Genomic DNA, 13,196 nt, shown 5'->3' with positions numbered 1-13,196 from the left:
GACCGCGCGAACACCTCCGGCTGACGCGCCACCAGCCTCACCTCCACGGCCAGCCTCGCGATCACCAGCCCGGATGTCCACGCGACACGATGACAACGTCAACGTTTCTTGATGAAGCACTAGTTCCGACTCACTGACGTTCATTCAAGACATGACGCAGACTGGCCCGGATCCTTTTGGTTATTGGATCACGCCTGCCAAGTATGCGTTCGGCATCTGCGAGCACGGACTCGTACAGTGGGACGGCCCGTTCCGAGCCTTCGGTCTCCAGGTAGGCGCTGGCAAGGTTGTGCCTGCAGTTCAGGGTATCGGGGTGGTCGGCGCCAAGCAACCTTACGTAGTCCGCAGCGACCGCCTCAAACAGCGGAACCGCGCGCCTCGGTTGGTCGGCATCTAGGTAGGCGTAAGCGAGATTGTGCCGAGAGGCTAACGTATCTGTGTGCTTGGCACCGAATGCCCGTAGGTAATCCGAGGTGACCGCCTCATAGAGTGAAATTGCCTGTTCCACTCCACCTGCATCTGAGTACGCATTGGCAAGGTAGCTGCGAGACCTTAGGGTGCGGTGGTGGTCGGCACCGAAAACTCTGAGATAGTCCGTGACGACCGCTTCTAAGAGTGGGATCGCCCGTCCGAAATCACCCCCATCCCAGTAAGCGCCGGCAAGGCTGCTGCGAGAACTCAGGGTGTCGGGGTGGTCGTCACCGAGCACCCGAACGCGGTCGGCGAGCACAGCCTCGTGTAGTGGAATCGCCCGCACCAAATCGTCCACCTCCAGGTAGGCGTTAGCGAGACTGTGACGGGAGTTCAGGGTGTCGGGGTGGTCGTCACCGAGCATCCGAACGAAGTCGGCGGCGACCGCCTCAAACAGTGGGACCGCGCGTTTCGGGTATTCTGTTTCTAAGTAAGCGTTGGCAAGGTTGTGGCGAGACCTCAGGGTGTCAGGGTGATCGATACCAAACGCATCAACGCGGCAGGCGAGCACTGCCTCATGCAGCTGGATCGCCTTCTCTGGATCGCCCGCTAGACGGTAGGCGCCTGCGAGTTGATTGCAGGAGCTCAAGGATTCGGGATGACTGGCTCCTAAAAGGTTCTCGCTGCTCGCATGGCAGCGGCGCAGATAGTTTAGCGCTTCGAAGATTTGGCCATGCTCTTTTAAAAAGACACCGACGCTCCGGAGTAGCATAATGTCGTCGTGTGTATCGGAGCTTGCGTCGCTGTAGCTGGCGAAGGCTCGGACGTGAAGCAAAACTGCTCGGAAAGACGACCAGTTCGCGGGCAGGAGATAATCAAGGGGTTTCAGGTGGTGCGCGAGGGCGCGGGCAGCATCCTTGCGTCCCCGGCTTACCTGTTCCGGGCCGCGGTGGGGGTCCTCGGCATCGGACGTGCGGGTGACCGCTTGGACGAGTCTGTGAACGCTGATCATGCCCTGTTCATGCTTGATCAGGCTGTAAGCATTCAATCGCCCGATGGCTCTACGAAGGAATGGATCTTCGGCAAGTTCGGACAGCAACGTGACAGGAATCTCCTCCGGGGAATACCAGGCCAGCATCCGCAGTATCCGCCCAGCCAGCGGCGTGTCGGCAAGCTGATCCAAGGTCAGGCGCCAGATCCGAGCCATCGTGCGTTGTGCATCCCCACCCTCGGCCGTCTCGCCGTACATCGCGGCCGGATACCGGGTAAGCAGATCAAGGTATTCGACTGGGCTGGTAGAAGTCTCGGCCATATAAGCACTAGCCTGCTCGATGGCCAGCGGTAGACATCCCAAGGCTTCGCACAACTCGGCGGCGCCCTCAACATTGGACCCAGGGTTGCGAGACCGCATGATATTGGTCACCAGTGTGACCGCGTCGTCGCGACTTAGTACGTCGAGGTCAACCGGCGCGGCGATGGCGTGCCATCCGTCGGCGCGACGACTTGTGATCAAAATCTGACCTCTCGGCAATCGTGCCAAAATAGACGCGGCGTCTGCCGGTTGAAGAAGATTGTCCAGGATCAGCAGCCAGTCCTCGTGCGTGGCAAGCCATTGCCGAGCCAGCTCGGCTTGCTGCTCCAACGGTGCCTGCACAAGCGCAGGCAGAAGAGCGATCGCCAGGTCAGCTAAAGAGGACTCGATTGCCGCCGACGTCTCAGCGGCGACCCACCACACCAGCGACCGCTCATTCCGATGAATTTGGGCGTAATGGGCGGCCAGCGTGCTCTTGCCGATACCGCTCAGACCATGCAGCGCAGTCACCACCACGCTGCCCAACCGAGTAGAGGTCATCTCCGAGTGAAGACGGGCCAAATCTTCGCTGCGGCCCACAAACATCTCGGTCAGATGGGGCACATTGAACACTGCCGAGGCCGACGGCTGGATCTGGTCCATTGACCAGTGCTCGACGGGCTGATGTCTATGCACATGACTGTGCTGCTCGATATGAGGGCGATACCCGGTCGCGACGACACCAGAGATGTCGCCGTTCAACTCCAGATCCCGACGCTGGGCAGGGATGCGCCCGCGATCTACCCCGGTAATCGAACTTATCCGCTCGGCTTCCCTGGGTGATTCCGGTATCTCAGGGACCGGCGACGGACTGGTCATCGATGTTGATTAATTGTGGCGTCGTCTCCAGTGGAGACGACGCCGCTGACCTCCCCGCCGACGGCCACACCCCTGCCCGTGATGTGGCCAACCGTCTTGCTGACGTTGGCATCCTCAGCCTGCTGTAAGGCCTGCTTCAACGCCTGCGCGAATTTGGGGTCGTCCTCAGCGGCGTCCTGCAGCGCTAGCTGGACGCGAGTGCGCGTGCGGTCAGAGACTTGTCCGGCGTCTAACGCCTCTCTTTCTAGTCGGGCTAGCGACGGATCCCCACCGAGCTTGCCGACGATCACCTCGTGCACCCGAGCAAGACCAACATCAATCGCCTCGTCAGCAATTTGATCAGCCCGTGTGCCCGCCCGTCTTGCCTTGCGGACCACCCAAGCAATCAGCATCCCAACAGCTACCTCAATCCCCGTCATCTAGCCACGTCCTTCCGTCCGTAACCGGTTACTATCAACGGCGGCTTGCCGACCTGATATACATAGGTCGTTACGACGGACCGCAACGTAACACTGTGGCGGCGAATCAGCGAAGGCCACAAGCAGCCAGCCTTCGCTCGAATGGTCCAACCCGTCGCCGATGAGCCGGTAGCCACGTGCGACGGCGTGAACGCCCTCTCGGGCCGCTGACCGGTGGTTCTACCTGGCGAACGATCACTGAACGGCACGGCATGTTGACCTGTACATGGCTAGGAACTTTCGCGCGTAGGCCGACATGGCCCGGCCTCCGGCTCGGAGGCCGGGCCGGAGGCTCAGGCGAAGTGGTGCGTCGTGGTCAGGTCAGCGTGGCCGGATCGGCGAGTTCGGCCTCCAGGTCGGCGAGACGGCGGTCTTGGAAGCGCAGGTTCGAGCGGGCGGCCGTCAGGCGTTCCTCCAGGGCGCGGTTGTCGGCGGTGAGCTGGCGGACGCGCTGTTTGAGGGTGGTGTTCTCCGTGGTGATCCGCTGGAGGCTTCCTCGATCCATTCGGCTTGCAGGTCGCGGATCTGGCCAAGGAGTTCGCCGATGCGGGTGCGCTGGGTGAGGACCTCGGCGGTGGCGGCCTTGAGGCCGTCCTCGGCGTTTAGCGCCCGCTCGCGCCAGGGCGTTACCTGCTGGTTTCCCAGGTCTGCGAGTGCCTGGCCGCGCCGCTGGTCGGCGTCCGCGATGGCCTCGGCAACCGCGCTGCGCGCCTCGGGGTTTTCGTAGAGGAACGTCCGCGAGACACCGGCCCGGCGGCCGACGGCAGCGACACTAACTCGAGTCTTTTCTTGGCGCAGTCGGGATATCGCGTCGTGGACGCGTCCGAGAGCGGCCTGCGTGCTGCTGCGGCGTGCGGCCTGCGCGGCGGCCGTGCGAGGTTGGGCAGCGGTCGGGGTGGTCATGGGGCTTCTCCGGAGTCCTCGGCGGTGGTGCCATCCTCGCCGTCGTCCGCCGCAGCGGCGAGGTCGGTGGCGCGGAAGGCGGTGGCCCAGACACGTTGGAAGTAGTCCTGGGGCTTGCGCAGGTCCAACGCGAGCGCTTGGTCGAGCAGGCCAAGCCCGGCCAGGGCCTTCTCCAACCCGTCGATCACTTTGGCGGTGGGCTCGAAGTAGGCGTGCAGGTAGTCGGCGGTCGCGTCGTCCGGTGCTCCTTCCGCCAGCTGCCGCCACTGCTCACGCTTGCGCCGCCAGTAAAGAAGATCCGCGCCGGACAGGACGAATTTGTCGCAAGAATGGCAGTTGAGGTTCCAGGGGCAGGCGCCACCGTCGACGACGGGTTGGAAGGTGCAGAAGCCACCCTCGGCCGGGGTGCTGCGCCGCGACAGGTCGATGGCCAGGGGCTGGGCCTGCTTGTGGGTGAGCGGAGTAGCCGCCTCACCGGTGAGGAGTTCTCCGGGATTGGTGGTGCCGGGGCCGGTGACCCAGACCTGCTGCAGAACGTCTTCCAGGTCGGACTGGGCGAGATGGATGTAGCGCTCCGCCATTTTCTCGGAGACGTGGCCGAGGTAACGGCGGACGTGGGTCAGGGTGGCACCAGCGCGCAGCAGGCTGGTGGCCAGGGAGTGGCGGGCCTGGTGGGGCACTTGGCGGCCGATGTCGAGGCCGTCAATCCAGTTCTTGAAGCCCTTGTGGAACCACTTGTAGGACAGGGCGACCCGGCAGTCACGGTTGCGGAAGATCGTGGGAAACAGTGCCATCACGCCGCGTTCCTCGGGGGTAGGCGGTCGGTTGTTCCGCTCCTGGAACACGGCGAGGGTCTTGCGCTGGCGGGCCTCCAGCATCTGGCAGGTCCGTTCGGGGATACGGACCGCCGCGTCGTAGTTGCCGACCTTGGTTTGGTCGTGCCAGAGCATGGGCAGGCCGCCGTAGTGGCCCAGGCAGTCCAGGCGGAGCTGGAGGACCTCGCCGCAGCGGCGGCCGGTGACGATGATCGTCTCCCAGGCGTCCCGCAGGCCGCGGTTGAGCGGGTCGTGGTCCCCTGACAGGGCTTGCAGGTTGGCCTCGTCGGCCAGCGCGCGGGCGACCTCGTCGGTGAACGGGGCGCGCGTCCGCTGAACCACCCGGCCAGGGACGGCCATCGCGGCGATAAAACCCCGGCCCAGGCCGAGCCTGTCTGCCTCGCCTGACTCCAGTGCCCCGCGCAGGAGCCGCCGGGTGCGGGTGAAAACAGCCTGCCTGGTGTTGGCGGTCACGATCGACGGCTTGCCGTGAACGCCCCTGGCTCCTAGCGAGGTCAGCCCGTCGAGTTCGCGTTGGCGCTGGTCGGCGACGAACTTGTGCATGTGCCCGGCGGTGAGCGTTCCGGGGTCATGGCCGCCGCTGGGGGCTGCGAGCTCCAGGAAGGCGCTCAGCTCCAGCCCGGCGCGCCGGGTGTGGTCGAAGGTGCTGCCGGAGCGCGGGCAGGACGGGGACCGCAGGACGTCGGCGAAGTGGTCCCAGACGAGGTCGCGCAGCCACCGCTGGGAGATACCGGACAGGTCGATGCGGCTGGGACGGTTGCTGAGCTTGCGCCCGAAGTGCTCGGTCAGGATGTAGCCGGCCTCGCGGGTCTCTCCCGGCGCGACGTAGAAGGGGTGCAGGCCGCCGGCGATGGAGGAGGCGATGCGGGCTCCCTCCCGCCCGCCGCCGGGCGCAGGCCGGGGTCACCAGGGGCCAGGTCGGTAAGCGAGCGCAGGCCGCAGGCGCGGCCGTAGTCGGCGATGCGCTGAATCGGGGCCAGTTCCCACTTCCAGTGCTGGCGCCGGGTATGCCAGCACATGCCCCACTGGATCTCGGCCCTCAGCAGCGGGTGCAGGCCCCGCAGGTTGACCTGGTCGGGCCGCAGCACTGCCGCGGCCGTCGCGCACCAATCGCGGAAGACGGGCTCGTCGGCGTACTCGACGGGGACGGCCTGCCGGCACGCCCGTAGCGGTTTCCCCACTGGCTGCGCAGGGCGGCACCTCCCGGACGGCCTTCCCGCTGGTAGCGGGCGTCGTGCCGCGAGCACAGGCCCAGCGGTGAAAACGCCTTCTCCGGGCAGACGTGGACGAGGCAGCACCCGTAGCCGGGAGACGGTTGCTGCCTGGCCAGCCACTGATCGAAGTCGGCGGCGTCGCCGTGCCGGGGGCGGTAGTTATACCAGCGGAACTGGTGGTGGTGGCACAGCCGCAGCGTCAGGTGACAGGACGGCCGGTCCGGGCAGATCCGGCACGGCTGCTCCTCTACTCCCTCGCCCGGCCCGTAGGGCTGGGCTGCCTGTAGAAACGCGGCCCGTGTCCCGCCCGCGTTGCGGTGTTGGCGCCAGAGGTCCTGGTGGGCGCCGCAGAGGTCGCCGTGCCCCATCACGGTCCGCTCGCATCCTGTCAGGCAGTTCCACCGGTAGACGGGGTGCCCGGCGGGGATCTTGATAATGTCCGGCCGGAACAGCGGGTCGAACGACGGCGCGCTGATCAGCGCGGTCAGGATCTCCAGCCGGTCCCGACCCTCGCGGGCGTCCGGCTGTGGCAGCAGGGTGAGGGTCACCAGGCGTCGCCCCAGACTGTGCGCAGGGCGGCGTCGAACGCGGGATCGTGCACGTCGACGTGGCCGTAGACCTCATCGACCATCGCGGCTGAGGCCCACCCTCCGGCGTCTCGGGCGATCATCAGGTTGCCGCCGGAGGCATCGAGAACCGCCGAGGTGAAGGAATGCCTGAAGGAATGGGGTTTGACGACTCCGAGGCCGGCGCGTTTCCCGGCGCGGGCGAGCATCCGGCGGGCGCCGACCGGCGCCAGCGGCCGCCCTGCGGCCGGGCCGTGCAACTGGACCAGAAGCATCCCGTGCCCGGATTCCCGCGGATACTCGCCCGTCATGTACTCGAAGTAGGTGTGCACCATCGCCGGGCTGACCCGCTTGACCAGCCCTCCGGTCACCGTGCCGCCCTCGGCCCGCCAGGAGTGCTTGGTCTTGGCCTCGGCGCCGTTCGGGTTTCCGGGCCGGTGACACACGTGCAGGTGCGGCCACCGGCACTCCCCGCAGGCCGCATCCAACCGAAGGTGAAGGTCCACGAGGTGCAGGCCGCACAATTCGCCGATCCGCAGGCCCCCATCGGCCAGCCAGAACACGATCAGCCGGTCCCTCGCCGAGTTCACGGCGTCGATCACTGACTCCCGTGCTCCGTCCGGCAGCATCTTCGGGTGCCGCCGGTACCGGCCCTTCGGCGCCAGCGGGTTCGCTGGCATGTCCGTCTTCACGTGCCCCAACAGCGCCCGCCGCCGGTCCGCTCGCGTCGGCAGCCGGGTCTTGTCAAGCCGCTGGCACAGCTCCTCATTGATCCCAAGTGAGGCTTGGTGGAGGTAGAAACCCTTCAAACACGCTGCTGTCGTCGACAGCGCCGACCGGCCGTACGGGCGCTTGCCGACCCGCCACGGTTCCCCAAGTGGCATCCGGACCTCCGCGCCAACGATGCCCATGTAGCGCTCCAGGTCCTGCAACACCACCGAGTCGAAGGCCAAGCACTCGCGTTCGAGCCATCGAAGGTGGTCGACCAGCAGGTAGGCGTAGGTTCGCTGGGTGCCCGAGCCGTCGTGTACGCGCAGGAACCGGTCCGCCTCGGGATGCTCTGTCCCTTCAGGCCAGACGATTGTCCAGGACCGCCGTCCGTTCTTCCGCTGGATCTGCTGGACCCGAAGGTCCCCAACCACCACTTCCCGTACCACTCGTCCTCCGCGCTGATGTCCGAACAGGACGGACGTCCCGAACCTGGTCGGTAAACAACCACGGAACGTTCCTGGATCCACGCAGAACGGACGGCACGTACGGGTCTATCTGCGGTCGGTAAAGACCACCGCGACCCACTCGCGGATGAATCGCTTCCAGTTCGTCGAGGAAGAAGCACGCGTCGTTTTCCGGGTTGATCCCGCACGCGTGCACGTCCGGCCCCTTGTAGCCGGGCAGCGCCTGCAGCAGGTCCTCGCGCACGGTGCGGAAGAACCGCTCCACCGGCCTTTGTCCCGCCCGGTGCGCAGCCGCGCGGGCTGGATCGAGATCCCCATCCGCGCGCACACGCTGGTCAGGTGCTCGGAGACGAACACCTTGCCGTGATCGACCACGATCGTTTCCGGCACCATCGCCGGACCCGACGCACCCGGCCGCCGAACCGCGGGGCGCGTTGCGGCGTCGACGGCCTTCGTCGACACCGGCGTGAGCCGGATCCCGGTGACGCAGCGGGTGTACCAGTCCATCGCCACCGTGAGCTCGCAGTTGATCCACCGCAACGTCACCGGGTCCAGCGCGAACACGGCCAGCCGTGTCGAGTCCATCAGGACGTACTCGCCAGGCCGCGTCGGCCGCGGCTTCCCGTACACCCCGTCCGAACGGTCCGCGATGTCGCGGTTCCGCTTGGCGCTCAACCGGAACGTCGGATGCCGCCGCTCCAGCTCCTCCAGTACCCGAAAGGCGGTGGTCCTGCTCGGTGTCTTCACCACGCCCTCGCCGAACCGCACGACTACTCGGGCGTTGGTCCGGTCGATCACCATCACCTCGAGGGCGACGTCCACCCACCGCTGGTCGACGCGACCCAACGGCCGACTTGCGGCGCGATCGCGTTTGGGCGCCAGCCCGGCTTCTCCGTTCTGCCGGAAGTCCGCGACCCACCTCTGCAGCGTACGCACACCAACACCCAGCTCGACGGCTTTCGCCTTGTAACGGGAGGTCGGGGAAAGATTCGGCGCGTACTGCGGCCCCGCGCGGTAGCCCGTGAGCACTTCGCGCACGTGCGCGGCCCGCTCGCGAACGGCCCAGCAGCACCAAGGAATGATCAAATCCCCATTGTCATGACATCAGTGCCATCCCAGTGCCAAGGTCTCTGGGAACGTGCCATCGATTTTGGGACCCTACCCCAGTCCGGGAACCAATCCGCATCAGCGGAAGTCCCGGGACGGGCCCGTGGGCGTGGCCAGGTCGAGGCGTTCGAGCCGGTCGGCGACGAGCGTGACGACGCCCTCGCCCGCCTGCACCAGGCCGCGGACGAGCAGGGCGGCGCTGGTGCGGGCGACGAGCCGCTGCCGGCGCCAGAGGCCGGGCGAGACGAGGACGTTCGCCATGCCGGTCTCGTCTTCGAGGTTGAGGAAGGTGATCCCGCCGGCGGTCGCGGGACGCTGCCGGTGGGTGACCGCGCCGCCGACCCACACCCGCGTCCCGTCCGCCGTCCGCGCGAGGGCGGCGGTGGTGATCGCGCCGCGCTCGTCGAGGAGCTCGCGCAGGTACTCCACCGGGTGGCTGTCCGGGGAGACGCTCGTGGCCCACAGGTCCGCCGCCGTCACCTCCAGCCGCGTCATCCCGGGCAGCGCCGGGGCGTCGAGTCCCGGGGCGAGGCCGGGCAGGTGGCCGGGCCGGGTCGCCGCGGCGGCGCCGGCGGCCCACAGGTCCTGGCGCCGGTCGCCGCCGAAGCCGCTGAACGCCCCGGCCGTGGCCAGTGCTTCGACGGCGTTCTTCTTCAGCCGCACCCGGCGGGTCAGGTCGCCGATGCTCCGGTACGGGCCGTGGGCGTCGCGTTCGGCGACGATCTCCTCGGCGGTGTCCTCGCCGAGGTGGCGGACCCCGGCGAGACCGAGCCGGAGCGCGACGCCGCCGGTGCTGCCGGCGTCGGGCTCGAGGGTGGCGTGGGCGAGACCGGCGTTGATGTCGGGTTCGCGGATGTGGACCCCGTGGCGGCGGGCGTCGGCGACCAGGGACTGCGGGCTGTAGAAGCCCATCGGCTGGGCGCGCAGCAGCCCGGCGCAGAACGCGGCCGGGTAGTGGCACTTGAACCACGCGCTCGCGTAGACCAGCAGTGCGAACGACATCGAGTGCGCTTCGGGGAAGCCGTAGCCGGAAAAGGCGTGGATCTGCTCGAAGATCCGGGTGGCGAGCTCGCGGTCGAGGCCGTTCGCCGCGCAGCCGGCGAAGAAGCGGGCCATCAAGGCTTTCATCTTCGCGCTGGACCGCTTGGCACCCATGGCGCGGCGCAGCCGGTCGGCCTCGGCCGGGGTGAAGCTCGCGACGTCGACCGCCATCTGCATCACCTGCTCCTGGAACAGCGGCACCCCGAGCGTCCGGTCCAGGGCCGGCGCCAGCAGCGGGTGCGCGTGCTCCCATTCCTCGTCACCGCGGCGGCGCCGGATGTAGGGGTGCACCGAGCCGCCCTGGATCGGGCCGGGCCGGATCAGCGCCACTTCGACGACGAGGTCGTAGAACTCGCGCGGCCGCAACCGCGGCAGCGTGGCCAGCTGAGCGCGGCTTTCGACCTGGAAGACCCCGACGGCGTCGGCTTCGCAGAGCATGTCGTAGACCTCCGGATCGGCGAGGTCGAGCTTTCCGATGTCCACTGTGGACCCGTGGTGCGCGGCGACGAGGTCGATCATGTGGTGCAGGGCCGAGAGCATGCCCAGGCCGAGCAGGTCGAACTTGACCAGCCCGACGGCGGCGCAGTCGTCCTTGTCCCACTGCAGGATGCTGCGGTCCTTCATGGTGGCCCACTCGACCGGGACCACTTCGGACACCGGCTGCTTCGAGATCACCATGCCGCCGGAGTGGATGCCGAGGTGGCGCGGGAAGTCCTCGATCCGCGCCGCCAGGTCGAGGACGTCGTCCGGGATGGCCCCGGCCGCCTGCTGTTTCGTGGCGGCGACCCCGCCCCAGCGATCGACGAGCTTGCCGTAGGCGTCCTGCTGCCCGGGACTGTGGCCGAGCGCCTTCGCGGCGTCGCGGATGGCCGAGGGCGCCCGGTAGGTGATGACGTTGGCCACCTGGGCGGCGTGGAACCGGCCGTGCTTGGCGTAGACGTACTGGATGGCTTCCTCGCGGCGGCCGGACTCGATGTCGACGTCGATGTCCGGCGGCCCGTCCCGTTCCGGCGCGAGGAACCGCTCGAACAGCAGGTTCCACTTGACCGGGTCGGCGTGGCAGATTTCCAGCGCGTAGCAGACCGCCGAATTCGCGGCCGAGCCGCGGCCCTGGCAGAGGATGTTCGCCTCCCGGCAGAACCGGACGATGTCCCAGACGACGAGGAAGTAGCCGGGGAAGCCGAGCTTTTCGATGACGCCGAGTTCGTGGTCGAGCTGGGCGTAGGCCTTCGGGTTCTCCTCCCGCGGCCCGTAGCGCTTCGCCGCGCCGCGCCGGGTCAGCTCGGTCAGGAACGACATCTCGTCGTGGCCGTCGGGGACGGGGAACGGCGGCAGGTCCGGCGCGACGAGGTTCAGGTCGAACGCCACCTCGACCCCCAGCACCGCGGCCCGGCCGACCGCGCCCGGGTAGCGGCGCTCGAACCGGCGCCGCTGCTCCATCCCCGACCGCAGGAACGCCTGCCCCGACGGCGGCCGCCACCCGTCGAGGTCCTCGGCCGGCCGGCGGGCCCGGACCGCGGCGACCACGTCCGCCACGACGGCGTCCTCCGGGCGGGCGTAGTGCACGTTGTTGGACACGACCGTCGGCAGGCGGAGTTCCTCGGCCATCGCGGCGAGGAGGTCGTTGGCCGCGTCGTCCCGTGGCTGCCGGTGGTCGATCAGCTCCACGGCGACGTGCGACCGCCCGAACCGGTCCACGAGCCGGGCCAGTTCGGCGTGCGCGGCGGCGGGCCCGCGTCCGGCCAGCGCCCGGCGGACGGCGCCCTTGCGGCAGCCGGTGAGCACGACGACGTGCCCGGCGAGCTCGTCGGCCAGCTCGTCGAAGTCGTAGACGGGCCGCCCCTTCTCCCCGCCGGCGAGCTGGGCGCGGGAGATGACGCGGCACAGCCGGTGGTAACCGCTCTGCTGCCGGGCGATCACCAGCAGGTGCGAACCGGCCGGATCGGGCACGCCGGCCTGCGGAGAGGGCAGCCCGAGGGAGAGCTCGGCCCCGAACCCGACCCGCACGCCGAGTTCCCGTGCGGCGTCGTTGAACCGCACGGCGCCGTACATGCCGTCGTGGTCGGTGAGGACGAGCGCGTCGAGTTCGAGCCGCGCGGCCTCCTCGACCAGGGCCTCGGGATGGGAGGCACCGTCGAGGAAGCTGAAGTTCGAGTGGACGTGCAGCTCGGCGTAGGGGGCGCGGATCCGGTCCCCGCCGTCGTCCCACCCTCGCCGGTGCCGCAGGTCTTCGGGTGCCCCGGCATAGCCTTCGCGCTTGCGCGACCACGCCGGAGCGTCGTTGCCGTCGCCGGGAACGGGCGCACGCCCGGAAGCGATCCGCTCCACTTCGGACCACGGCACGCTCGGATTGTTGAACGCCAACGCCAGCTCCCACCGATTTCGCTGTGGGGAAGCCAGCGACTACTGTTCGAACACACGGACGAATACTGCGGTTCGATCCTGCGACGGCGCGCTTCCGGTGTCAACTGTGGACCGTCCGCCAGTCGCCTCCGTCACACGACGGTGCTCAGTGGTCGTCGGCGGCGAGACCGCGGACGGCGCCGGCGATGACGCGGAAGTCCTTGCGCAGGATGGCACCGTGGTTGCTGCCGACCTTCTCGCTGGTGGTGTTCGCCTTCCGGGCCACCACCGCGTCGAGGGCGGTGCGGATCCGTTCCTGCTCGTCGCCCTTGCTGCCGAAGGACGTCCCCGACGCGACCACGTACCGCACCGGGACCGTGATGCCGTCCAGCACCGGCCCCAGCTCCCGCTCGCGGGAGAGCCGGCCGAGTTCGATGTTGCTTTCGGCCTGCTGCGCGGCGGTCATCCGCGGGGCCAGCCCGGTCGGGCGCAGCAGCGGCAGGAACCAGCTCATCCGCTTGAACAGCTTCCGGATCCGCTGCTCCATGGCGTCGTCGAGCCAGTCGTGCGGGTAGGCGCCGTCGACCAGGACCGCGCCGATGGCGCGGTGCGGGTTCCGGTCGGCCCAGTGCGCCGCGACGACCGCCCCGTAGGACCAGCCCACCACCAGCGCCCGCTCCACGCCCCGGGCCGCGAGCACGGCGTCGACGTCGCGGACGGCGGCCTCGAAGGAGTAGTCGGCCGACCGCCGCGACTTGCCGCGCGCCCGCTCGTCGAAGGTGATGTGCCGGAACTCCGGGCCGAGCTCGGCGAGCACGCGGCGCCAGTAGCCCTGGGTGGCGAACTGGCCGTTGAGGTAGACGACGGGGAGACCGGGACCGCCGGTGTCGGTGACGGCCAGGGCCGTGTCGTCCACCGGCACCATGCCGGTCCAGTGGGCGGTGGTCGGGGAAGCGCTGTTCTTGGTCATGC

Annotated in this window: 9 protein-coding genes and 1 pseudogene; all 10 read right to left on the bottom strand. The window is 68.3% G+C overall.

Annotation, left to right across the window (positions count from 1 at the left end):
* Window positions 1–130: 130 nt before the first annotated feature.
* Window positions 131–2,581 (bottom strand): tetratricopeptide repeat protein, encoded by a 2,451-nt coding sequence (locus AB0M80_RS07660; protein WP_364560305.1) that lies wholly within the window; start codon window positions 2,579–2,581, stop codon window positions 131–133.
* On the bottom strand, window positions 2,578–3,000 hold the full coding sequence (locus tag AB0M80_RS07655) for a hypothetical protein (protein WP_364560303.1): 423 nt from the start codon (window positions 2,998–3,000) through the stop codon (window positions 2,578–2,580). The genes AB0M80_RS07660 and AB0M80_RS07655 overlap by 4 nt, the downstream gene beginning before the upstream one ends.
* 355 nt (window positions 3,001–3,355) lie before the next feature.
* Window positions 3,356–3,544 (bottom strand): hypothetical protein, encoded by a 189-nt coding sequence (locus tag AB0M80_RS07650; protein WP_364560398.1) that lies wholly within the window; start codon window positions 3,542–3,544, stop codon window positions 3,356–3,358.
* Between the two features lie 224 nt (window positions 3,545–3,768).
* A pseudogene (locus AB0M80_RS07645) lies at window positions 3,769–3,942 on the bottom strand (hypothetical protein); the annotation flags it as partial.
* Window positions 3,939–5,321, bottom strand: coding sequence for a tyrosine-type recombinase/integrase (locus AB0M80_RS07640; RefSeq protein ID WP_364560300.1), 1,383 nt, complete (start codon window positions 5,319–5,321; stop codon window positions 3,939–3,941). The pseudogene AB0M80_RS07645 and the gene AB0M80_RS07640, both read right to left, overlap by 4 nt.
* A gap of 496 nt (window positions 5,322–5,817) precedes the next feature.
* Window positions 5,818–6,540, bottom strand: coding sequence for a hypothetical protein (locus AB0M80_RS07635; RefSeq protein ID WP_364560297.1), 723 nt, complete (start codon window positions 6,538–6,540; stop codon window positions 5,818–5,820).
* A complete protein-coding gene (locus AB0M80_RS07630; protein ID WP_364560295.1) occupies window positions 6,537–7,715 on the bottom strand; it encodes a tyrosine-type recombinase/integrase in 1,179 nt (392 codons plus the stop codon). The genes AB0M80_RS07635 and AB0M80_RS07630 overlap by 4 nt, the downstream gene beginning before the upstream one ends.
* Before the next feature lie 105 nt (window positions 7,716–7,820).
* Complete coding sequence (locus AB0M80_RS07625) at window positions 7,821–8,819, bottom strand: transposase (RefSeq protein WP_364560292.1); 999 nt, start codon at window positions 8,817–8,819, stop codon at window positions 7,821–7,823.
* Window positions 8,820–8,918: 99 nt separating this feature from the next.
* Entirely contained in the window at window positions 8,919–12,245 is a 3,327-nt protein-coding gene (locus AB0M80_RS07620; protein WP_364560289.1) for an error-prone DNA polymerase, read from the bottom strand.
* Window positions 12,246–12,390: 145 nt separating this feature from the next.
* Window positions 12,391–13,194: an alpha/beta hydrolase gene (locus tag AB0M80_RS07615; protein ID WP_364560286.1), complete on the bottom strand. Its 804-nt coding sequence runs from the start codon at window positions 13,192–13,194 to the stop codon at window positions 12,391–12,393.
* Between the last annotated feature and the right edge of the window lie 2 nt (window positions 13,195–13,196).

It is taken from the genome of Amycolatopsis sp. NPDC051045, assembly GCF_040682955.1.
Classification (GTDB): domain Bacteria; phylum Actinomycetota; class Actinomycetes; order Mycobacteriales; family Pseudonocardiaceae; genus Amycolatopsis.
Note: the sequence above shows the minus strand (reverse complement) of the source record. Positions and strands in the feature narration are given on the sequence as shown.

Bases quoted from the DNA above. Each gene is read 5' to 3' on its own strand.
- AB0M80_RS07660 (WP_364560305.1), bottom strand. From the start codon at position 2,581: ATGACCAGTCCGTCGCCGGTCCCTGAGATACCGGAATCACCCAGGGAA.
- AB0M80_RS07655 (WP_364560303.1), bottom strand. From the start codon at position 3,000: ATGACGGGGATTGAGGTAGCTGTTGGGATGCTGATTGCTTGGGTGGTC.
- AB0M80_RS07650 (WP_364560398.1), bottom strand. From the start codon at position 3,544: ATGGATCGAGGAAGCCTCCAGCGGATCACCACGGAGAACACCACCCTC.
- AB0M80_RS07640 (WP_364560300.1), bottom strand. From the start codon at position 5,321: ATGCACAAGTTCGTCGCCGACCAGCGCCAACGCGAACTCGACGGGCTG.
- AB0M80_RS07615 (WP_364560286.1), bottom strand. From the start codon at position 13,194: ATGACCAAGAACAGCGCTTCCCCGACCACCGCCCACTGGACCGGCATG.